The sequence below is a fragment of the Cryptosporangium minutisporangium genome, assembly GCF_039536245.1.
In the GTDB taxonomy this organism is placed as follows: domain Bacteria; phylum Actinomycetota; class Actinomycetes; order Mycobacteriales; family Cryptosporangiaceae; genus Cryptosporangium; species Cryptosporangium minutisporangium.
In genome coordinates, this window is record NZ_BAAAYN010000018.1 from 144,430 (window position 1) to 166,699 (window position 22,270).

The 22,270-nt window shown below is 74.2% G+C and carries 10 protein-coding genes; 7 read left to right on the plus strand and 3 right to left on the minus strand.

All coding sequences use genetic code 11. The annotated features are described in order from the left end of the window. The first annotated feature begins 61 nt into the window (after positions 1-61). Complete coding sequence (locus ABEB28_RS15445) at positions 62-394, plus strand: three-helix bundle dimerization domain-containing protein (RefSeq protein WP_345728778.1); 333 nt, start codon at positions 62-64, stop codon at positions 392-394. 34 nt (positions 395-428) lie between these two features. Here ABEB28_RS15445 and ABEB28_RS15450 read toward each other — a convergent pair whose 3' ends face one another. Continuing rightward, positions 429-5,921 carry a diguanylate cyclase gene (locus ABEB28_RS15450; RefSeq protein ID WP_345728779.1) on the minus strand — a complete coding sequence of 1,831 codons (5,493 nt, stop codon included), beginning with the start codon at positions 5,919-5,921 and terminating at the stop codon, positions 429-431. A gap of 206 nt (positions 5,922-6,127) precedes the next feature. Here ABEB28_RS15450 and ABEB28_RS15455 point away from each other — a divergent pair, with 206 nt between their 5' ends. Then, positions 6,128-6,991, plus strand: a complete 864-nt coding sequence (locus ABEB28_RS15455) for a 3-hydroxybutyryl-CoA dehydrogenase (RefSeq protein ID WP_345728780.1) — start codon at positions 6,128-6,130, stop codon at positions 6,989-6,991. Here the strand turns inward: ABEB28_RS15455 and ABEB28_RS15460 are convergent. Then, on the minus strand, positions 6,979-8,589 hold the full coding sequence (locus ABEB28_RS15460) for an FAD-binding protein (protein ID WP_345728781.1): 1,611 nt from the start codon (positions 8,587-8,589) through the stop codon (positions 6,979-6,981). The genes ABEB28_RS15455 and ABEB28_RS15460 overlap by 13 nt on opposite strands. Before the next feature lie 228 nt (positions 8,590-8,817). Continuing rightward, positions 8,818-9,603: an SAM-dependent methyltransferase gene (locus ABEB28_RS15465; protein WP_345728782.1), complete on the minus strand. Its 786-nt coding sequence runs from the start codon at positions 9,601-9,603 to the stop codon at positions 8,818-8,820. A gap of 117 nt (positions 9,604-9,720) precedes the next feature. Here ABEB28_RS15465 and ABEB28_RS15470 point away from each other — a divergent pair, with 117 nt between their 5' ends. Genes ABEB28_RS15470 through ABEB28_RS15490 form a run of 5 tightly spaced genes read left to right on the plus strand, consistent with a single transcriptional unit; the run spans position 9,721 to position 22,228 of the window. Beyond that, positions 9,721-10,572 (plus strand): DUF4132 domain-containing protein, encoded by an 852-nt coding sequence (locus tag ABEB28_RS15470; RefSeq protein ID WP_345728783.1) that lies wholly within the window; start codon positions 9,721-9,723, stop codon positions 10,570-10,572. After that, positions 10,569-15,494: a hypothetical protein gene (locus ABEB28_RS15475; protein ID WP_345728784.1), complete on the plus strand. Its 4,926-nt coding sequence runs from the start codon at positions 10,569-10,571 to the stop codon at positions 15,492-15,494. The genes ABEB28_RS15470 and ABEB28_RS15475 overlap by 4 nt, the downstream gene beginning before the upstream one ends. Continuing rightward, positions 15,491-16,636 carry an ATP-binding protein gene (locus ABEB28_RS15480; protein ID WP_345728785.1) on the plus strand — a complete coding sequence of 382 codons (1,146 nt, stop codon included), beginning with the start codon at positions 15,491-15,493 and terminating at the stop codon, positions 16,634-16,636. Before ABEB28_RS15475 ends, ABEB28_RS15480 begins: the two co-directional genes overlap by 4 nt. Next, on the plus strand, positions 16,623-20,210 hold the full coding sequence (locus ABEB28_RS15485; protein WP_345728786.1) for a DUF5682 family protein: 3,588 nt from the start codon (positions 16,623-16,625) through the stop codon (positions 20,208-20,210). Before ABEB28_RS15480 ends, ABEB28_RS15485 begins: the two co-directional genes overlap by 14 nt. Beyond that, positions 20,207-22,228 carry a hypothetical protein gene (locus ABEB28_RS15490; RefSeq protein ID WP_345728787.1) on the plus strand — a complete coding sequence of 674 codons (2,022 nt, stop codon included), beginning with the start codon at positions 20,207-20,209 and terminating at the stop codon, positions 22,226-22,228. Before ABEB28_RS15485 ends, ABEB28_RS15490 begins: the two co-directional genes overlap by 4 nt. Positions 22,229-22,270: the final 42 nt, after the last annotated feature.

Sequence of the window (22,270 nt, forward strand, 5' to 3'; positions counted from 1 at the left end):
GTTACCCGTCCGATCGGCCCGGGTAGGGGCGGGGACAGACAGCCTGTGGAGGGAGACGGCCGTGACGACGCAGAACCCGTTCGAGGACGAGGACCGGGTACTCGACCGGATCACCGATCGATTCGACGACCGCTACGACGGCGCGGTCGACCGGGAGAAGATCGAGCACGAGGTACGCGAGACGTACGCCGAGCTCGCCGCCGACGCCAAGGTCGACACGATGCTGCCCGCGCTCACCGAGCACGAGGTCGGCGAACGCCTCGCCGAGGAGGTCGGCCGCCCGGCACCCCTCGTTGAGGAGCCGCCCGCCGCCACTCCCTCGGGCGGAGACCAACGGGCCGGAGGGGGCGGCGCGGAGGCCGACCCGAGCGGACTCGGCCGGCCGGTCCTCTGACCCGTCCGTGCCGTGCCGTGCACGTTCCGAGCGTTCAGACCCCTGCGGAACGTGCACGGCTGGGGCCGCCCACCACGACCCGGTTCCGGCCGGCCCGCTTCGCCGCGTAGAGCGCCTCGTCGGCGATGCCGAGCAGCGTCCCGAGGTCGACGCCGGCATCTCCGGTGGATTCCGTGCAGTGCACGCCGACGCTGACCGTGACCGGCAGCGGGCCGGCGTCGGTCTGCACCGGATGCGCAGCGACCGCGGCGTGCAGCTCCGCCGCCACCTGTGCCGCGCGTCCGGCTGCGGCGCCGTCCAGCACGATCGCGAACTCTTCACCGCCGTACCGCCCGAGCACGCCGGGCGCCCCGAACTCGTCGGAGGAGCCCAGCCAATCGGACGACTCGGCGAACACGCGTCGGAGGCGGGACGCGACCTCGGCGATCACCTGGTCGCCCGCCCGGTGCCCGTACGTGTCGTTGACCTGCTTGAAGTGGTCGATGTCGACCATGATCGCCGCCACCGGTCCGCCCGCCGCGGTGATCGCGGTCGCCTGCTCGTAGAAGTGCCGCCGGTTCGCGACGCCGGTCAGCCCGTCGATCGTCGCGAGTTCGGTGACCTGCTGGAACAGCACCGCGTTCTGGTACGCGACCATCCCGTGGTGGGTCAGCGCGGCGGCCAGCCCGAGGTGGCTCTCGCGGTACGCGTCGGTGCCGTCGGCGGCCAGCAGCACCACGCCGACCCGCGTCTGCGGGCTCTCGGCCGACTCCGGAACGGTCAGCGGCACCACCAGGAGGCTCGACGGCCCGTCGAACGCCACCACGGTCGGGACGTCGACCGCGAGCAGCAGCTTCAGCGTCTCCGGGCGCACGACCTCGAAACCGGCCGCGCCGGAGACCCGTAGCGTTCCGGTGTCGTCCTGCTCGACCAGCCACGACACCTGGCTCGGCAGCATCGCCTCCAGCGCGCGGTGCAGCCGATTGAGCACCTCGGTCGGGTCGAGCGTGCCGGACACCGTGGTCATCGCCACCCGCAGCAGGTCGGCGACCTTGTACTCCTGCTGGACGGCCCGCACCTCCGCGGCCAGCTCCGCGGCGCGCGCGGTCTCCAGCGCGGCCGCCACGTGCGCACAGATCGCGGTGAGGATACTCGCGTCGCGCGGCCGGAACACGCCGGTCGCCAGCCGACTGTCCAGATAGACGACGCCGAGCAGCCGGCCGTCGAGCTCCAGCGGCGCCACCACGACGCTGCGCAGCCCGTGCTCCAGCACGCTCGCCGAGCCCAGCGCAGCGCCGTCCTCGGTGCCGGTGATCACGAGTTCGCTGCGGGTCTGCCGGACCCGGTCGACCAGTGACCTCGCGTAGCCGGCCGGCTCGAGCAGGTCTTCCCGCCGCGAGGTTCGTCCGAGCCACAGCTCCAGCTGACCGGTCTCCTCGTTGGTCAGGAACAGCAGCCCGCGCTCGGCCCGCAGGATGCGCACCGACTCGTCCAGCCCGACCCGCGCCAGCTCCCGCGGATCGAGAACCCGAGCGGCGGCCTTGCTGACCTGCTCCAGCGCCGCCAGTCGCTCCCGCTCGACGGCCGAGCGCGACAGGTCCCAGTCCGGATCGTGAGTGCCCACCGGGGACTCGGCGACCAGCTCGAACTCCAGTCGTACCCAGTCGGCCCGGTGCGGCCAGCCGTGCTCGGTCGCCAGGTCGACCGCGTCCCGCGCCGCGCGGCGGGCCGCGCCCGGATCGCCCAGCTGGATCAACGCCCGGGCGCGGACCCGCGCCGCCTCGTACTCGGCCAGCGCCGACGAGGCTTCCCGGATCGGACCCGCCGCCGCGAACACGGCCTTCAGCGCGGCGGCCGGGTCACCCGCCAGCCGGAGCAGCTCAGCGCCCGCGACCAGGGCGTGCACCCGCAGACCGCGACCGCCTCCGACGGCCGCCAGCTCGGCCACGGCGCGTCGTGCCGCGCCGAGCGCGGCGTCCCCCATCCCGTCGGGTACAGCCCCGTCGGGGTACTGCACCGGCAGGGCGACGTCCGGCCGCGCGCCGCCGCCGGACGGACGCCCGACCCGGCTGCGCTGCCGAGCGCGCCGGCACTGCTCGAGCCGCCCGTAGGCCTGGTAGACATAGATCAGGCGCTGGACCGGGAGCAACGCGTCGGCGGACAGCCCGAGTTCGGCGAACCAGCCGAGCGTGGCGTCGAAATGCTCGCCGAGGTCCCCGGATTCGACCGCGATCTGCAGCTCGGTCAGCACCACGTTGACCCGGAGGCCAGGCGCGTCGCCCTCGCGCGCGGCGACCACCTCGCGGACCTGGGTCAGCTGCTCGTAAGCGTCGGTCAGTCGGCCGCAAGCCGCGGTCACCGACGCGCCCACCAGCAGGAACGCAGCATCGTCCTCGTCGCTCAAGGTGAGCCGGTGCGCGCCGCGGCGGTAGGCGGCCGAGGCGGTGACGACGTCGCCGCGGACCAGGCGCTGCCAGCAGAACACCGCCACGCCGTTGAGGAAGGAGAACAGGTCCAGCCAGTGCCCGCGCTCGCCGAGCAGTGCGGCGGACCGGTCCGACGCGCTCTCGCCGAGAAGGTACCGGGCCTCGTACTCGTGCATCGCGGTCTGTACCGCCAGCTGCGGATCGGCGAGCCGGTCGGCGGCGGCGCGCGCTCGGGCGAACGCGCGGCGCGCGGAGCGGCGATGGCCGGCCGCCGCGCTGACCACACCGATCAGGCCACAGACGGTCACGTACTCCGGCGTGGGGCCGACCCGGGCGGCGGGCAGCAGCGCCCGCAACGCGTAGTCGGGCATCTGCTGTGGACGCATGCCGAACAGGCAGCTGTTCGCCAGCCCGACCAGGGCACGGGCGATCAGGCGGTGCCGTTCCCGGTCCGTACCCGTCGCGGTGCCCGCACCCACCCCGCTGCGCAGCCGCGCGAGGCCGGTGATCGCCGACCAGCCGCTGGACACCGCGAGCGCGGTGCGCTTCTGCGGCAGCGGATGGCCCAGTGCCGCGAGCGCCCGTCCGAACGCGTCGTCCGCGGCGGACGGATCCCACCGGCTCAGGTGCACCTGCCCGACGCCGATCAGCACCCGCGCCCGCTCCAGCCGATCTCCCGCCCGGTCGACCGCCGTCGCCAGCCGGTCGAGCGCTTCGGCGTAGCGTCCGCTCTGGTGCAGTGCGACGCCGAACGTCTCGTCGAATCCGGGCGGGAGCGGGATTCGGTAGGCGTTGGCGGTCCGCTCCGCGGAGTCGCAGTAGGCGACGGCGTCTATCGCCGAGTAGTCCGCGAGCGCCTGTTGTGCCGCGTCCACGCAGGCGTGCACGACCGCTCCGGGATTGCGCTCGACCTCACCCTGGAGCCGGTGTCTGGCCAGTGCGTAGATCCGGCCGGGATCCGCGCCGCGTCCGGACGCCTCGGCCGGGGTGAGCAGGTCGGCGGCGCGCTGGTGCACGCCACGCAGGGCGAGCGGGTCGGTGCCGCGCAACAGCGCGAGCCGGATCCCGGCGTGCACGAACCCGTAGTCCCCGCCGCCCCGCCGCTCCACCACCCGCAAGCGTCCGGCTTCGTCCAGCGTGGCCCGGACGTCGTCGGGCGGCGCACCGCTGACCGCGCTCAGCAGGTCCGGATCGAAGCGGACGCCGAGCGTGGCGGCCGCGGCCAGTATCGCCCGCACCGGGCCGCTCAGCTGCTCCAGCCGAGCGACGAGGAACCCCATCACGTCGGTGGGCAGCCGTACGTTCGCCAGGCCGTCGAGATCGACCAGCCAGCGCCCCCAGGACGGCCGGATCAGACCGCTCTCCACCGCCGCCTGGAAGTACTGCAGGACCGCCAGCGGGTTACCGGCACCGGCGGTGGCCACGCGGGCCGCGAACTCGGGGCCGAGGTCCATCCGGCCGGAGAGCCGCTCCACCAGTTCGGCGACCGCGGTGGGGTCCAGCGGCCCGAGCGAGATGCGTTCGTCGATCAGGGCCTGCATCTCCTGGGACGCCAGGAGGCTGGTGGCGGCGGACGTACCGCGGGACGTCGCGACCATCAGCACCGGGGTGCGGGCCGGTTCGGTCAGCATCTGGGCCAGCACCCGGACGCTGCCGGAGTCCAGCACGTGCGCGTCCTCCACCCGCACCACGAGGCCGCCCGCGCACCGGGCCAACTCGGTCAGGAACGTGGCGACCGCGGCCGGGAACTGGTGCGGGCCCGACTCCTCGATCGGCTCCGGCAGTCGTAGCAGCGCGGCCAGGGCCGGCGAGAGCGGTCGCAACAGCGTCGCGACCGGAGCCGCCGCGGTGGCCAGCCACTGCCTGGCCTCGGTGCGGACCGCGCGCGGAAGTCGCTCCACCGCGCGGACGTGCTGCTCCACCGCGGCCCGGAGACCGGCCAGCGGTGCCGCGCCGTCGGTGGCCCTGGCGGTGAGCACGGCCGGACCGGGTCGCCCGGCGGCCTGCGACCGGACCGCCACGACCAGCTCCTCGGCCAGCCGGGACTTACCGATGCCGGGCGCCCCGTCGATCACCACGGCCGTGGGTGTGCCGCGCGCCGCCCGGTCCCAGTGCCCCAGCAGCGTCGTCAGCTCCCGCTCCCGGCCGACCAGCGGTAGCGGCGACCGCGCGTCGATCCCGGCCGGAACGGCGCCCGCACGGGCGGGAACGTTCGGCAGCAGCCGCCGCAGGTCGTCGGCGACCGTTCCGGCGCTCGGGTACCGGTCGTCCGGGTCCTTGGCGAGGAGGCGGGCCACCACCGCCGCATATCCGGCGGAGAGATCCGGCCGGACCACCCGCGGGTCGGGCGGCGGCGCGGTCGCGTGCAGGTGCATCAGCTCGCCGACGTCCGCGGCCACGAACGGAGGCCGACCGGTGACGCACTCGTAGAGCACGACCCCGAGCGAGTACAGATCGGAGCGACCGTCCACCGGACGGTGCAGCAGCCCGCACTGCTCCGGCGAGCTGTAGGCGAGGGTGCCCGCCACCGACCCGGACGGACGGGCCGCGAGGCCGGAGTACCCGTCGGGGTCGCTCGTCACGTCGCCGACCCCGAAGTCGATCAGGCCGAAATCGATCAGCATCGGTTGGCCGTCCGGCCGGACCATGATGTTGTGCGGCTTGACGTCGCGATGGACCAGACCGACGCGGTGCGCCGCGGAGAGCGCGTCGGCCATCGCCGCGCCCAACGACGCGGCCTCGGCCTGCGACAGCACGCCGCCGTGCAGCACCTCGGCCAGCGACCGGCCCTCGACCAGCTCCATCACCAGGTACGGGCGGCCGTCGACCTCACCCACGGCGTGGACCCGGACCACCCCGGGATGGTCGACGCAGGCCAGCACCGCGGCTTCGCGCCGGAACCGCTGCCGGGCGTGTGCGCCGACGCTCGCGGCGATGCCGAGCACCTTCACCGCGTAGTCGGGAGTGGCGGGGCCGCCGGAGTTCTCCCGGCGGGCACGGTAGACGACGGTGTCGTTGCCACGGCCGAGCTCACCGAGGAGCACCAGGCCGGGCACCTCGGGCATTCCGGTCGACACCCCGGAGGGCGTCGATCGACCGCCCGACACGTCGGGCACGCTCACGAACCCACCCATCGGGCCCCACTCGTCGACACCGCTACCGCCGCACGGACCCGACTCCGCAGCGATGCGGCGCGAGTAGCGGCGAGTTACGAGAGTACACGCCCCAACGAGTCCGGGCGGGCGTTACGACTCAGTACACAGAGCCGCCGTCGGTAAGCCAGTTGCCACCAGCGTGATAGGTCTTGAGGCAACCGGAAGGAGCAAATATGAGCGGGATCGAGCGGGTGGGCGTCGTCGGCGCCGGGCTGATGGGCTCGGGCATCGCCGAGGTGTGCGCACGAGCCGGCCTCGACGTCGTCGTCGCCGAGGTGGACGCCGGGGCACTCGAGGCCGGGCAGCGCCGGATCGAGCACTCGCTCGACCGGGGAGTGAAGGCGGGCAAGCTGACCGCCGCCGACCGGGAGGCCTCCGCCGGCCGGATCCGCTACACCACGTCGATCGACGATTTCGCCGATCGTGACCTGGTGGTCGAGGCGGTGGCCGAGGTCGAGCCGTTGAAGATCGACATCTTCGCGCAGCTGGACAAGATCGTGACGCGGCCGGACGCGATCTTCGCGTCGAACACGTCCTCGATCCCGATCATGAAGCTCGCGATGGCGACCGCCCGGCCGACCCAGGTCATCGGCGTGCACTTCTTCAACCCGGCGCCGGTGCTCAAGCTGGTCGAGATCATCCCGTCGCTGCTCTCCTCGGACGAGACCCGGGAGCGGGTGGAGGAGCTGGCCACCGAGCGGCTGGGCAAGACCGTGGTCCGGTCCCAGGACCGGGCCGGTTTCGTCGTCAACGCGCTGCTGATCCCGTACCTGCTGTCGGCGATCCGGATGTTCGAGTCCGGCTTCGCGTCGGCCGACGACATCGACAACGGCATGGTGCTCGGCGCGAACCACCCGATGGGCCCGTTGCGGCTGATCGACTTGATCGGCCTAGACACTACGAAGTCGGTCGCCGAGTCGATGTACGAGGAGTTCAAGGAGCCGCTGTACTCCCCGCCGCCGCTGCTGCTGCGCATGGTCGACGCCGGGTTGCTGGGGAAGAAGTCCGGCCGCGGCTTCTACGACTACAGCCGCTGAGCGGCTGCGGCTAACACCGGCAGGCGGGTGGTGACGGTACGCAGGGGTTGCGCCGTGCCCGAGCGCGTCCAGATCTGGTCGAGTCCGCCGACGCTGATCCGGTGTGCCTGCGCCGGGTCCAGCGCCCGGAAGTCGGACCGCTGGTGCACGCCTCTGCTCTCGGTGCGGGCCAGCGCCGCGCCGTGCAGCCAACGGGCCGCGGCGAGCAGCGCGGCGGCCCGGCGCGCCCGGACGGCGTCGGCCCCGACCCCGTCGAGCGACGCGCGGACGCGCGCCCAGGTGGCGTCCAACTCGGCCAGGGAGGCGCTGAGCCGGTCGCCGTCCCGCAGGTGACCGACATCGTAGGGCAGGACCTCGGCTTGTACGGTCCGGATCACGTCGCGGTAGTCGTCGGCCGCCCCGGGGGTACCGGTCGGGCGCAGCCCGGCCGTCCCGGTCGGGCGGACCGTCCGGGAGGCGTGCAGGTCACCCTGCCGGGCCGCGAACGCAGCAGCTCCGGCTCCGGCCCAGCTGCCGGACGCGATCGCCCAGGCCGCGTTCTCCGCGCCGGTTCCCGGCGTCGCGCCGAACACGTGGTCCCGCGCTGCCACGTCGCCCGCCACGTACAGGCCGGGGACGCCGGTCGCGCAGTCGTCGCCGCGCACCAGCACTCCGCCGCTGCTCCGGACCGTGCCTTCGAGGATCACCGGGGCCTCGAACAGGTCCTCGAACGGGTTGAGGCCGTCGGCGTCGAAGGGAGCGAAGAACGCGGGCTGTGCCAGCCGCAGAGCCGTCCGCATCCGTGGGTCGGCGCGGTCGAGGCGGCAGTACACCGGTTCGGTCAGTGCGGCTTTGGCCAGCACCGACCGGCCGCGGACGCCGGTCGTACCCGGCACCGGCGAGCCGTCGGCCCGGTAGAACCGGGCCCATCGGGAGAACGCCGTGGCCAGCACCGGGTTGGGCTCGGACGTCACCGGGTGGACCGCGGTGAACTCCGTCCCGGACAGGTCCGCGCCGACCTCGACGGCGAACAAGGCCCCGTCGCCGGAGTTCACGTCGCACCCCACCGAGCGCGCCTCGAACCCGCAGCCGCCGGTGGCCAACACGACCGCTCCGGCGCGTACCTCGTAGCCGCCGCCGTTCCGACGGTGCACGCCGCGCGCGCCGGCTACCGCGCCGTCCGCGTCCACCAGCAGTTCGAGCACCGGGCTGTCGTCGAGGATGCGGACGCCACGGCGCTGCAGGCGCGACCGCTGCCACCGCAGGTGGGCCGATCCCGGGAGGGTGCGTTCTCCGGAGACCTGTTCCCACTCGCCCAGGCGGGCGCGGACCTCCTCGACCACCCGCTCCAGCCAGACCCGGTCGGCCAGGCCGTCGCCGAGGCTCTCCCGGCGCCCGACCTCGGTCTCCTGCGCGTCCCAGTCCGCCGCCGCGTCCCACACGTCCGCGTTGCCGGCCGCTGCGGCACCGCTGGTGCCGGTGTAGGCCTTGTCCGCGAGCACCACCGACCGGCCCGCCCGGGACGCCGCGAGTGCGGCCCAGGTTCCCGCCGCGCCGCCGCCGACCACCAGGACGTCTGCGGTCACGTGCTCGACCGGACGGTCGGTGGCGGCTGTCATGACGGTTCCTCTCGCGGCCGGCTCGGGAGAGGGCTACCCGCGGAGCGGACAGCGCGAACTCGCCACGGGAGGTTCACGTGACAGCGGACGCGCTGGTAAGGCCGCACATATTCAGCGAAACACCGCCCGGGCAGGCGGTCAATGATTGTCACGAGGTTGAGACACAAAACATAGCGGTTAACTAGGGAAATCAGGGGTTTCCCTAGTTGCCATCAGCAGGTGACCTCGTCACCGCGTGACACGCGCGACCGCTCCGTGGATCGCGGACGGCTCGGCCTCGGCCTCGGCCCGCCACCGGGACACCGGCACCAACCCGGGCTCGACCAGGGGATGCCCGTGGAAGAACGCGGTGACCTGCGCCGAGTCGCGCAGCGTGACGGGGGTGGCGGTGCGGGCGTAGACGGCCAAGCCGTCCTCGGTCTCGGCCGGCGGCACGGCATCGACGACGACGTGCGAGAGCGCCAGGTAGCTCCCGTCGACCAGGGGCTTCAGGTAGGCGCCGAGGACGTCGGCCGGGGCGTCGCTCTCCGGAACGAAGTGCAGCACCGAGATCGCCAGCACGGCGATCGGCTCGGCCGGGTCGAGCAGCGTGGCGAGGTCCCGGACGGCGGCCGGGTTCCGCAGATCGGCGTGGACCACCTCGGCGCACGGGTTGCCGGCGAGCAGCCGGCGACTGGTCTCCACCGCGATCGGCTCGACGTCGACGTAGACGACGCGCGCCTGCGGGTCCCTGGCGTGGGCGATCTCGTGGACGTTACCCGCGGTCGGGATGCCGGACCCGAGGTCGAGGAACTGCCGGACACCCTGGTCGAGCAGGTAGCCGACCACCCGGCGGAGGAACGCGCGGTTCTCCCTGGCGTTGGATCGCGCGTCCGGCGCGACCGCCAGCAGCCCGTCCGCGGCGGCCCGGTCGGCGGCGAAATTGTGCGAGCCGCCGAGGAAGTAGTCGTACATCCGGGCTGCGTTCGGCTGATCGGCGCTACCGAGCGCCCGCGCCGCGTTCGGTTCCGACATGCGCCTCACCGTAGCGGGGCGGGAGCCGTCGATTCTGGACGGCGCCGGATCCGGTCACCGAACTGTCGCACCGGCTCGCTAGCCTCCAGCCGTTCCGTCGTGGAGGGGAGTTGCTGGATGGCTTGGTTAGCGGTGGCGGGCGGCTACGAGGTGACGCTGGACGGCGACACCCTCGTCTGCCGGAACGCGGCGGGGAAGACGCTGCGTTCGGTACCGAAGGCGGTCCGCGAAGATCCCGTTGTCCAGGGCCTGAAACAACTCACCGAGTGGCTGAGCCGGCACGAAACGCAGTGCCGGGCCGACGTCGAACGCTGGATGGTGCGTTCGCTCCTGGTGCCCGCCGCGCTGCTGGCCGAGGTCTGGGCCGACGACGCGTGGGCGTCCGCCGCCCGCAACCTCGTGGTCACCACGCCCGACGGTGACCAGGTCGGTTTCCTCCGCGACGCGGGCGAGAAGGGCATCGGCATCGTCGACCTCGACGGGGAAACCGTCCGGCTCGACGCGGAGCAGCTCCTGATCCCGCACCCGGTCCTGCTCGACGACATCGACGACCTCCGTGAGTTCGCCGCCGAGCTGGAGTTCACCCAAGCCATCGACCAGCTGTTCCGCGACGTCTGGGCCCGCCCGGCCGACCTCGACCCGGCCACGACGCGGGTCTCCACCTACTCCGGCGGCCACTACGAGGAGCTGCGCCACCTCACCGCCCGGGCCGCCCAGGCCGGCTACCGCGTCCGTGGCGGGTACTCCGTGTGCCGCGTGTTCGAGAACGGTGCGGTCGTCGAGGCACGTTCGTGGGTCGGTTCGGACGATCCGTACTACCCGACCGAGACCGGCGACCTCATCTTCACCCGGCCCGACGGGGTCGCGCTGCCGCTCGGTGAGGTGGGCCCGGTGGCCTGGTCGGAAGGCAATCGCATGGCCGCCGGCCTCTACGCCGGCCGCGTCGTGGAGAAGGAGGCCGCAGCATGAGCGCGCCCGTCGACGCGCTGCTCGACGCGGGCGCGGTCCTACCGGCCGGCACTCCGGTCGCGCAGTCCGACACGGTGGACGCGCTGTTCACGCGCGCCTACCGGCACCCGGTGCTGGACGACCGCAGGGTGGTCCGGCTCGTGCCGGGCACGCTGCACGCCGCCGAAGATCTCTCGATGGAGTTCCTCGGCTTCGCGACGCCGGAGCGGTCGGTCGAGGTCGGCACGGTCCGCAGGCAGGCTCTCGGGTTCCCTGCGTGGGCGCTGGTCCACGACCCGGCCAACGGCCACCACGCGCTGGCGCTGGTCAAGGAGATCGAGCGGCTGGCCCGGATCGCGAAGTCCCGCGTCGGCCCGGCGAAAGAGGGCTTCGACGAGCTCGGCCGGCGGTTGGCCGCGGCCGTGCCACACTTCCTGCCGACCTACTACGAGGAGGCCGGGCGGGCCTTCATCGCCGCGGAGAGCCCCTCCTACGCCGCGATGATGTTCGGCAAGGCCCGCGAGGCCGAGCAGTCCTACGCCCTCGCGATCGACGAGGACCGGGAGCACGCGGTGTTCCTGGAGTTCGCACTCGCCGGCGCGCTCACCGCGAAGGCGCTCACCGCGCACGCCCGCACCCTGGCGGCGCGCAGCGAACCCGCCGCGGCGTACGAGCGCTTCCGGCGTCTCTGCGTGGAGCGCACGCTCGGTGGGTTGGCCCCGTACGCGGGGATGGTCGCCGATCTGCGTCGGCTGGCGAAGGCGGCCGGCCTCAACCAGGCCGACGCCGACGGCGCGGTGCTCCGCGATCTGCTCGACGCGCCGACGCTGCCGAAGGCACCGGAGGCGTTCTGGAAGGCCTATCGACCGGCGCTGATCCGGCTGGCGGCCGACGACGCGGTGGTCCGCGGGCGGCTGCTCACGTTCTTCCCCGAGCACCTCGACACCGACGCCTGGATCGACCTGCTGACCGCGGCCGGTGCGACCGAGGCGCTGGTGGCACCGGCGGGCAGCGGCGACCCGGCCGCCGAGCCCACCGACGGGGTCGCCGAGTGGTTCCACCGGTTCGCCAAGCACCGCAATTCGCGTCGCTGGCGGGCGACCAACCGGTCCACCGCGCTCTACGCGCTGCTCGAGCGGGCCGCCGACCGGATCCGGGCGGACGGTGTTCCGCTGCGGCTGGAGCAGGACTGGCAGTCCGATCTCGACCTCTACGACACCGCGCTCGCGCTCGGGCTGCCGGTGGCCGACCCGAGCGACGACTTCCAGGTGAACGTCCACCAGTGGCTCGCTGACGAGAGCGACGGGCGGCGAGACCTGGCCGCTTTCGCCGCCGACCCCCGCTTCCTCGGCGCGCTGGTGGCCGCGGCGGAGAACGGGCTGCCGCGGCGGCCCTCACCCGCGGTGGTGGAGCAGGTCCTCGGGTCCCCCGGGCTCCGGGTCGCACTCACCCACTTCCTCGACGACCTGGCCGACGCGATCGAGCGGCAAGGCCTGCCGACGCTGGAGGGACAGTTCCAGCGGCTCGACAAGGTCGTCGACGGGCGTCTGCTCGCGCTGAACCCGGCCGCCGCCGCGCGGATCCGGGCCCATGACCTGGCGCCGGTGCTCGGCCGGACGCTCCGGTCCGGGCTGGTCGACGAGTACGGCTGGCCCGCGCTCGAGCAGTACGTCACCGAGTCGGTGCCGCCGCCTCGGTCCGACGACGACGAGCAGATCAACCAGTACGGCCAGTGGCCGCACTTCGTCCTGCGGCACGGCGCCCAGGTCGCGGTGCTCGACACCGACGGCGTGGTGCTGCGCCACACGCTCCGGATCCCGTCCGATCAGCGCGGCTATCTCTGGCTCACCGCGTTCCGCTACGTCGACGGCCAGCTCCTGGTGTCGTGGGACACCGGACCCGACCGGTCGGCGTACTGGAGCGGGACGCCCGGCGACGTGATCACCAAGCTCCCGTTCGCGGCGTGGCAGCCGGCCGACGGCTCGCTACCGCTGCCCGGCGGTGGCCGCACCGCGGGGGGCAGGCCGCTGCACGTGGGTGACCGGTCCCAGGACGTAGGTGGGCGGGTGTTCACCGACGGCCGGTCGTACTGGGTCCTCGGCGAGGACGACCAGGGCAACAGCACTGTGTTCGAGTACGACCCGGCCACCGGCGAGCGCGGCCGGGCATCGCTGCCGGCGTTCTTCGAGGCGGATGCGGTCGACGGGGAGCGGCTCGATGCCTCCGCGAGCAGGCTGCGGATCGCGCCGCCCGGCGGCGGCGTCAGCCCGATGGGGCGCGCCGACGGTCTGGTGGGCTGGCGGGTACGCACCACGGACAACGGCGAGTCCGTCGGCACCGGCATCGACGGACGATCGATCCGGCTCCGGACGCCGGAGGAGGGCTCGCTGACCGGCGCGGTGCGCTTCCCGGGCTCGGACGCCGTGTTCGGTGTGGTCAGTAGGCAGGCGTGGCGCGACCACACGCTGACGATTCTGGACCGGGACGGCTTCGTGGTCTCGGTGGTAGGCGTCGGCGAGTTCCGCGACACGTTCGCGGCGGGCACGCCGCTCATGCCTGACCTGCACGGCTGGCATCATCTGCGCCCCCGGGACCTCTCCGGGTCGGCCGCGCTCCGCGCGCTCACCGACCAGCAGGCCGCGGTGCTGCTCGCCGCCGGTGCCCGCGACCACGAGGCTGCACAGCAGGCCCTGGCCGCGGAACGAGCGCTGGTGGCGAGGCCGGCCCTGATCGCCGGGCAAGCCCTGGCCGCCGGACAAGCCCAGCTCGCGGGACAAGCCGGGGTCGTCGAGGAGTGCCCCGGGGCGATCCGGGCGGCGATCGCGGACGTGCTTCCGGCCCTCACCCATCCCGATCTGGTCAACGGCGTGGTCGGCGTGGTGGCGAAGGCCGCCGAGCGGGCCGCGCTGCTCGCCGGGCTCAGCGCCGGACTCGCGTCTGCGACGGACGGGGAGCCGCGGGCCTCGGCAGCGGCCGCCGAGGGCAAGCCCGCCGATGGACCGCTGATGGACGGCCTCGCGCTGCTGATCCCCCGTTGTTACAACCGCGGCAACGAGGCGGTCCGGCTGCTGACGACCGTCGGGCGCGCCCTGGTGGACGGGGTCCCTCCGCACGCGGGGGACCTGGAGGGCGACCATGACTGGTTCAAGGCGCTCGACGTCTTCCCGGCCGCGCTCTACCGCGCGGTGTCCCCGCTGTACCGCTCGCTCGTGCTGCCGGTCGCGGTCTCGGAGCGTGAGGCGCTGCTCGAGTTCGCGGAACTGCTCGCCGATCTGGGGCTGCTGGCCCCGGGCGGTCGGCTGCGCCGCATCATCGGGACGACCGAGACCGAGCCGGGCCCGGACCGTCTGCACGCGAACGGAAACGGCGGCCGGGTGCTGCGGCTGAGCGAGAACGAGCAGACCTTCCTCGGGCAGACCCAGTGGAGCGTCTGCCTGCTGGAGTACCAGCCGGACGGCGAGTTCGCGCCGGTGCCGGGCGTCCAGATCTCCTACGACCATTCGTTGCTCGCCGGGTTCGACGCCGAGACGGTGCGGTCCTACGTGGCGGCGGCGCGGGAGCGCGGGCCGATCGAGTGGCGTCCGGAGCTGGTCGACGAGCTGTCCCGCGCCGCCGGGCTCAGCCGCGCCGAGGCGCTCCTGCTGCTGTTCGGCCTCGTTCAGCCCGGCGAGCCGGTGCGCGCCGCCGCCGAGGAGATCGGCATACCGGTCGCGGCTCTCGAGATCGTGAACGACGCCTGGGGCCACGGCAACAATCGGCGGGCCGCGCTGGTGGGCAGCCTGCTGCCCGCCGACCCGAGCCGGATCTGGGACGACGGCCCGGCTCTCGGCGGTGTGGCCGAGTGGTACCGGGCACGCGGTCGGCGCACGCCCGTCTCCGACGAGGTGCTCGTCGCCTTCAGCAAGGCGGGGCTGACCTGGCGACCACGCCCCCTCGACGTCGTGAACGGCCTCCGATCGCCGGAGGCGTGCGGATGGATCGCGCCGACCCGTCGGGACGCCGCCGGGCAGATCGAATCCGCAGAGGACTTCCGCAACCCCACCGCTGCCGACGTCGTCACGGTGCTGGCCAAGGCCCTGCCCTGGCTGGCCTACCACGTCCCGGTCGACGACGGGTTCCGGCAGGCGCTGCCCGAGGTGCTCCGGCTCTACCGCGCTCGGCTGTCCGAGCCGGAGTACGAGGTCTCGCTCCAGTACCTGGACGAGAAAGACTGGGCTGCGCTCGCCGACGACCTGGGAACTTCGCCGGTCGATCGGAGCGCTCCGAACGACGATCGGGTCGAACTCGGGCCCTTCGTCACGCCCGACCTGGCCGACGGCCGGCGAGTGCGCCTGCGGCCGGCGCTGATCACCGGCCCGGACGACCCGGCGCTCCGGGCGTACGAGGCCCGCGCCCAGCACTGCGACGAGATCGCTGCCCTCCGGGTGTTGCTCTCCGACTGGCTGCCCGTGCTGCTCGACGGAGCGGCCGCGATCGACCCGGCCGCCGGACCACCGCAGGACCCGAGCCGCTCGGTGCCCGACTTGGTCACCGAGGTCGCGACGGCGCTCGGCCTGAGCGCCGACGCGGCCACGCTCTACCTTCAGCTGCTCGCGTTGCCCGACCCCACCGACCGGAACGTCGCCCGCTGGACCGGGTGGAAGCCCGCTCGGCTCAAGAAGGCCCGGGCCGAGCTGGCCGCGACACCGCTGGTCACCGAGGCCAAGCGGGCACGGGCCGGGCGGACGCTGTTCCTGCCAGGTGGCTGGCTGGCGCTGAAGTCGCCGCTGCCGCCGATCGAGGCGTGGAAGAGCCCGCTGTTCGGCCTGCCGAACGGGGTGCCGACCCTCAGCCGAGTGGTCCCCCTCCACCCGGTTCCCGCCCTGTTCGCCGCCGCCTGGGCCCGGGTGCGTGGCGGCGACGAACCGCGCTTCGAAACGCTGCAGACCGGAAGGCGCCGATGAGCACCGCGACCGACCCCGTATCCGGCGCCGCCCGGCAGGTCGACCCGGCGGAGTACACCTACGCCGAAGAGCTGGCGTTCCTCGCCCGCTACGACGGCGGCCCTCGGCCGCCGGGCTGGCGGCTGACGCCGCGCGCGGTGGTGACGTTCGTACTGGGCAGCGGCGGCGACGCCCTTCGCGTCGGCTCGGATCGCCTGGTCATCAGCGCGAAGTTCGTCGGTGACCGGGCGCTGGTGGAGCGCTGCGTGGTGACGCTCGCCGGAGAGCGCGGCCTGCTGCTCGTCGGCGAGCCCGGCACCGCGAAGTCGATGCTGTCCGAGCTGCTCGCCGCGGCGGTGAGCGGCACCAGCGAGCTCGTCGTCCAGGGCACCGCCGGAACGACGGAGGACCACTTCCGCTACGGCTGGAACTACGCGTTGCTCCTGGCGAACGGGCCCAGCCCGGAAGCGCTGGTGCCGTCCCCGGTCCTGAGCGGAATGCGCACCGGCGCGGTCGTGCGGATCGAGGAGCTGACCCGGTGTCTCCCCGAGGTCCAGGACGCGCTGGTCTCGATCCTCTCCGACCGGCGGATCGCGGTGCCGGAGCTGGCTGCGACCGCACACTCGAGCGTGGCCGCGGCGCCCGGCTTCACGGTCATCGCGACCGCGAACATCCGCGACCGTGGTGTCTCGGAGATGTCGGCGGCGCTCAAGCGGCGGTTCAACGTCGAGACGGTGGGTCCGATCCCGACACTCGCGGACGAGATCGCCCTGGTGAAGCGCCAGGCGACCACCACCGTCGCGCGGTCGGGAGCGTCGTTCGGCGTCGACGACGCGGTGCTGGAGGCTCTGGTGACCGCGTTCCGCGACCTGCGGTCCGGCGAGTCGGTGGAGGGCTGGCAGGTCCAGCGCCCGTCCACGGTGATGAGCACGGCCGAAGCGGTGGCGGTAGCGACCTCGCTCGCGCTGGCCGCGGCTTACTTCCCCGGCGACCGGGACGTGCTGTCGCTCCTGCCGGGTCACCTCCGTGGGGTGGCGGCCAAGGACGACCCGGCGGACGCCGCCACGCTGCTCGGCTACTGGGACGGTGCCGTCCGACGGCGTGCGGAGGAGGGGTCGCGGCTCTGGCGGCAGCTCTGGGAACTGCGGAATGCCGTCGGTTGACCCAGCGGGGGCGGTCTCCGCTCTCGCGGCGCAGACCGTGCCCTACCTGATCGGGGTACGGCACCACTCCCCCGCACTCGCCGCGGTGGTGCCCCACCTGCTCGACGAGGCGCGGCCGGACGTCGTGTTGGTCGAGCTTCCGGCGGAGTTCGCCGAGTGGTTGCCGTGGCTGGCCGATCCGGAGACCGTCGCGCCGGTGGCGCTGGCCGGTGCCGACGGCGGCGACGGGGCCCTGGCGTTCTACCCGTTCGCCGACTTCTCGCCGGAGCTCGCAGCGGTGCGGTGGGCGGCGCGGAACGGCGTCCGGGTCGTCGCCTGCGACCTCCCGCTGGTCGATCGCGGCTGGCACCAGCGCGGGTTCGCGCCGGACTCCCCGAGCGAGGAGGCCGGGCCAGTCGAGGAGATCGGGCCGGTCGGCGGTCCGTTGCTGGCCGACGCGCTGCGGGCAGGCAACAGCGGACGCTCCGACGACGATCTCTGGGACCGGGCCGTCGAGGCCAGGGCCCCCGGCTCGACACCGGAAGCGGTGCGGCGGGCCGCGCTGCTGGTGGGCTGGGCGTTCCGCACGGACGCGCGGCGCGGGGGCGGCGTCGACCCGATCGACCTACGCCGCGAAGAGTGGATGCGGCGCTGCGTGGCCGAGGCGCTGGCGTCCGGGCCGTGTCGGATCGCGGCCGTCGTCGGCGCGTTCCACGCCCCCGCCCTGCACCTGGATCCAGACGCACCTGCGTCTCCACCGCCCACCACCGAGCCGGCGCCCGGCAGCGAGATCGTCACGTCGCTCGTGCCGTACACATTCGCGCTGCTCGACGAGCGGTCCGGCTATCCGGCCGGCATCCGCGATCCGCAGTGGCAGCAGGAGGTTCTCGCCGCCGGGGGCGACGCCGCAGCCGTTCAGGACGCCGCGATCGCCGCTCTGGTCGGCATCACCGCCGAGGTCCGCGCCGCCGGCCACCCGGCCGGTCCGGGGGAAGCACGGGAGGCGGTCCAACTGGCGACAGGGCTGGCCCGGCTCCGCGACCTCCCGGCGCCCGGCCGCGGCGAGCTGGTCGAGGCGGTGCAGAGCGTCCTCGCGCAGGGTGAGGTCCTGGGGCGCGGACGGGTGGTGGCCCGGGCGATGGAGCGGGTACTGGTCGGAGAGCGTCGCGGCCGGGTGGCACCGGCGGCGCCGCGCTCGGGGCTGCGGTCCGCGGTCGAACGGGAACTGGCTGCTCTTCGGCTACCCGGGCCGGGCGAGCCCGCCCGCGACCTGCGGCTCGACCCGCTGCGCTCCGATCTCGACCGCCGCCGGGAGATCACGCTGCGGCGGCTCACCGTGTGCCGGGTGCCTTATGCGACCGAGGCGGAGGTCACCGGTGTCGGTGGTCTCGCCGGGCTGACCACGCGGTGGACCGCCGGGTGGACCCCGTCCACGGAGGCGTCCCTGGACGTCGCCGGTGTCCAGGGCGTCACGCCGGCACAGGCCGCCGAGGGCGCGCTGCGACTCCGGCTGCGCCGCCAGGTCGACGCCGGCGGGCCGACCGCGGCCGAGGTGGTCGAGGCGTTCGCCACCGCGGCCGGGTGCGCGCTGGTCGGTTTGGCAGCCGAGCGGTTGGCAACGCTGGCGCTGGTGGCACCGGCCACCGGCACGCTCCCGGAACTGCTCGACGCGCTGGCCACGATCGACCAGGTCCGTCTCGGCCACGTACCCGGGCTTGCGCCGTCGGCCCTTCCCCGGCCCGGCGACCTCGACGGGACGGCCGAGGTGGTGCGAGCCGCCGCGGTACGTCAGCTCGACGGCCTCGCCGGCTCCACGGACGTCGCCGACGCCCGGGCCCTGGTCGCCCTCGCGCTGCGCAACGACGCCGGACTACGGCTGGCCGACGCCCTGGAGCGGTTGGCGGTCGACGGCAGTCCGCTGATCGCCGCCGCCGCGAGCGTCACGCAGGTGCTCCTCGGCAGCAAGGAGCCACCATGGCTCGGCGAGCGGATCGCGTCCTGGGTCGACAACGCGACCGACGCGGATCGGCGCCGAGTGCTGCAGGGACGGCTGACCGGCCTGCTGGCGGCGTCCAGCCCGCTGCTGGAGACCGGCGGCGCGGTGCTGGACACGCTGCTCGCGCGGATCGAGTCGCTCGCCGACGAGGAGTTCCTCGACCGGCTGCCGGCGCTGCGGGGCGGCTTCTCGGTGCTGAGCCCGGCCGGCCGCGATCGGCTGCTCACGGTGGTGACCGACCGGCTCGGTGAGCCGTCGGCCGATATCGACGTCGTGCCCGACCCCGAGGCGTTGCTGCATCGCCTCCTCGCGGATCGCGCCGGTCGCGCGGCGGTGACGCGGTTTCACCTGCCGCTCGGCGGCGGTGCCCCAGCGGCCGAGTCCACGCCCTCGGGGCCCGCTTCGGCGGGGCTTTCGTCGGCGGGAGTCTCGTCGGGTGGATCCCCGTCGGCGGAGCCCTCGCCGGCGGGGCTTGGTTCGGCGGCCGCGCGAGGCGTCGAGGGTGACCTCGACCCGCTCGACCGGTGGCGGCTGGTGCTGGGCCGGCCCGGAGTCCGAGGCGCCCGGGCGGCACGGTATGCGAGTGCGCTCGACGAGCTGTACGGCGCGGGCCGCGGCGAAGGCGCCCAGGACGACGCCGACGCGCGCGCCGGCCGCCAGGCGTCCTACCCCACCGCCCGGGAGTGGTCCGAGGAACTCGCGGCGCTGTTCGGGCCGGGCGTCCGGGAGGAGGTGCTCGGGCGGGCGGTCGAGGCCGGCCGGACCGACGCGGCGCTGGAACTCGACCCGGGCTCAGTGCGGCCCTCCGTCGAGTTGTTGCAGACCGTGCTGTCGCTGGTCGGCGGTGTTCCGGAGGGGACGCTCGCCCGGCTGCGGCCGCTCGTCGCCCGGCTGGTGGCCGAGCTGACGCAGCAGCTCGCGACCCGGATTCGGCCCGCGCTGACCGGCTTGGCGTCCCCGCGCCCGACGTACCGGCCGGGCGGGCCGCTCGACCTACCCCGGACGCTCCGGGCGAACCTGGCCACCACCCACCGCGCCGACGACGGCCGGGTGGTCGTCGTCCCGGAGCGGCCGGTGTTCCGGACCAGGGCCCGGCGCAGCGTCGACTGGCGTCTCGTGCTGGTCGTCGACGTGTCCGGCTCGATGGAGGCCTCGGTGGTCTGGTCGGCGCTGACCGCGTCCGTGCTCGCCGGCGTCCCGGCGTTGACCACGCATTTCGTCGCGTTCTCGACCGACGTCATCGACCTGTCCGACCGGGTGGACGACCCGCTCGGTCTGCTGCTCGAGGTGCGGGTCGGCGGCGGCACGCACATCGCCGCCGGACTGCGGTACGCCCGCTCGCTGGTCACCGTGCCGACCCGCACGTTGGTCGCGGTGATCAGTGACTTCGAGGAGGGGTTCGGCGTGGGTGGCCTGCTGTCGGAGGTGCGGGCCCTGGCGGAGTCGGGCTGCACGCTGCTGGGCTGCGCGAGCCTGGACGACGCCGGAAAGCCGCGGTACTCGGTACCGATCGCCGAGCGGCTGGTCGCCGCCGGTATGCCGGTCGCCGCGCTCAGCCCGCTGGAGCTGGCGCGGTGGGTCGGAGAGCACGTCCGATGAGCGGCTCACTACCCCCGGTCGACGCGCTGGTCCTGGTCGACGCCGTCGACGCGCTGCCCGGACGGCTCCGGAAGCGGCTGGACGCGGCGGTGGCGAAGGTGTCCGGCTGGGCGGTGGACGCCGACGGGCCGGAGTGGACGGTGACCGTCGACGAGTCGACGGCCGTCACCCTGCACACGGTCGACGGTGTGGTGCGCGCGGCGACCGACGCGCGGTGCACGTGCCTGCTCGCCCCGGCCTGTCTGCACCGTGCCGCCGTGCTGTCGGCCGCCCCGGTGGCGGCCCCCGTCGACGAAGTCGGCCCGGCCGAGGAGGGCCCTACCGAGGTTGGGCTAGCCGAAACGACGCCGGCTGAAGCCGCGCCAGCCGAAGCAGGGCGGCCTTCAACCGGGCCTGCCGACGCCACGCCAGCGGAGACCGGGCGCGCTTCGACCGGGTCGGCCGCGGAGCCGACTCCGGGTCTGACCGCGGTCCAGCGCGCCGCGGCGGACGCCGTCTGGAAGGCGGCCGGCGCCGTCCTCACGGCAGGCGTCACCGGCAGCGGCGTCGTGCTCCGCGCCTCGCTCCTGCGGGCCGCCCACGATGCCCGCGCGCACGGCCTTCACCACCTGGCCGCCGGTGCGCGCCAAGTGGCCACCCATCTGCAGGACGCCCGGTCCGACGCTCCCCACTACCGGCTGGGCACGGTGACCGACGACCTGCGCGCCCTGCTCCTGCTCGCCCATCGGCTCCGCGATCCCGCGCTCCCGAACGGCGACGTGGCACCTCTGCTCGGCACCGCCCGTCGCGAGTACACCGCACGGGGCAGTCTGCGGCTCGTCGGCCTCTGCGCCGTGCCGGTGCTGGCCGGCTCCGGTCACGCGGGCACCGCCACCTACGTGGCCGACCGGGACGGTGTTCTGTGGCTGGTCGCCGACATCTACCCCGGCGACGTCCGGCGCGCGGCGGCTACCGCCCAGGCCGGCATCCCGCTCGGCGGCGGACTGCTGAGCCACCGGGAACTGGCCCGCGCGGGGCTGCTGGTCACCGGAGCCACCGCGAGTGAATCCCGGCAGCTCGGGGCCGGCCGCAGCGTCCGTGCGGTGCGGGCCGGCGGAGCCGCCTGGCACGAGGCGCCGCTCGCCGAGCTCTGGGACGAGCCGATCGACGCCCAGCTCGACCGGGCGTTCGCCGCGCTGGAGCTTCCGGTTCAGGACCGGCCGGCCGGTGCCGACCTGCTGTTCCTCCGGGCAGAGATCGTCGGTTCGGCGGCCGACGGCGTGCTCGCGCTCACCTCCGACGGGCAGCTGGTCACGCTCGCGATCACGATCGACAGCCCGGAGTTGGCTTACCGCGACAACCTGCGGGTGCTCGCGGACGCAAGCGGCGTCCAGCTCGACGTGATCGGCCGGCCGGATCCGGCCCGGCCAGGGCTGCTGCACGCCCTCGCGGTGGCGCCGCACCGCGCCGCCGTGAGCGCCGCAGTCGCCGCGTCCGATCCGGCGGAGGCTGCCGACTTCGTACTCGACACACCGGAAATCCGGCTACCGGCCGCCTGGGGCGGCCACGTCGACCTGGGCTACGACCGCCTGCACCGCAGCATGATCACCAGCGCGGGAACCGGGGCCGCCGGGCCGTACCCGGCCGACCCCGCGCCGACCTCGGACGCCCCGGCGACCGCGCCCGACAACCCGGCGCCCGCCTCGGGCGACCCCGCGCCGCTCACCGGCGACCCGGTTCTGCGCCTGCTCCGACGGCACCTCGATCGCACGGTCGAGGGGGGCCGGGCGGTTCAGGCGTTCGCCCGCTCCGACCAGCAGCTCCTGCGGACGACCCGCTGGGAGACCGGGGCCGACTTGCTCACCGCGCTCAACGCCGCCGCGCGACCGGGCCGCCGCGACACGTTCGGCCGACTCGCCGACGACGAGGGCCGACGCTTCGTCGTCGCCTGGTTGGCCGCGGCCGTGTACGAGCAGGCAGCGGCGTGGGCGCTCAGCCGCGCGGCCTGGTCACCCACGGGCGGCCTCGACGAGAGCTGAGGGCGGGCACACGTCAGCCCGGGGCGAGCCTCAACCCCGAGC

What these genes read in the sequence shown, in the direction of transcription:
- ABEB28_RS15470 (WP_345728783.1), top strand. Translation starts at nt 9,721, where the DNA reads ATGGCTTGGTTAGCGGTGGCGGGCGGCTACGAGGTGACGCTGGACGGC.
- ABEB28_RS15455 (WP_345728780.1), top strand. Translation starts at nt 6,128, where the DNA reads ATGAGCGGGATCGAGCGGGTGGGCGTCGTCGGCGCCGGGCTGATGGGC.
- ABEB28_RS15490 (WP_345728787.1), top strand. Translation starts at nt 20,207, where the DNA reads ATGAGCGGCTCACTACCCCCGGTCGACGCGCTGGTCCTGGTCGACGCC.
- ABEB28_RS15460 (WP_345728781.1), bottom strand. Translation starts at nt 8,589, where the DNA reads ATGACAGCCGCCACCGACCGTCCGGTCGAGCACGTGACCGCAGACGTC.
- ABEB28_RS15465 (WP_345728782.1), bottom strand. Translation starts at nt 9,603, where the DNA reads ATGTCGGAACCGAACGCGGCGCGGGCGCTCGGTAGCGCCGATCAGCCG.
- ABEB28_RS15485 (WP_345728786.1), top strand. Translation starts at nt 16,623, where the DNA reads ATGCCGTCGGTTGACCCAGCGGGGGCGGTCTCCGCTCTCGCGGCGCAG.
- ABEB28_RS15480 (WP_345728785.1), top strand. Translation starts at nt 15,491, where the DNA reads ATGAGCACCGCGACCGACCCCGTATCCGGCGCCGCCCGGCAGGTCGAC.
- ABEB28_RS15475 (WP_345728784.1), top strand. Translation starts at nt 10,569, where the DNA reads ATGAGCGCGCCCGTCGACGCGCTGCTCGACGCGGGCGCGGTCCTACCG.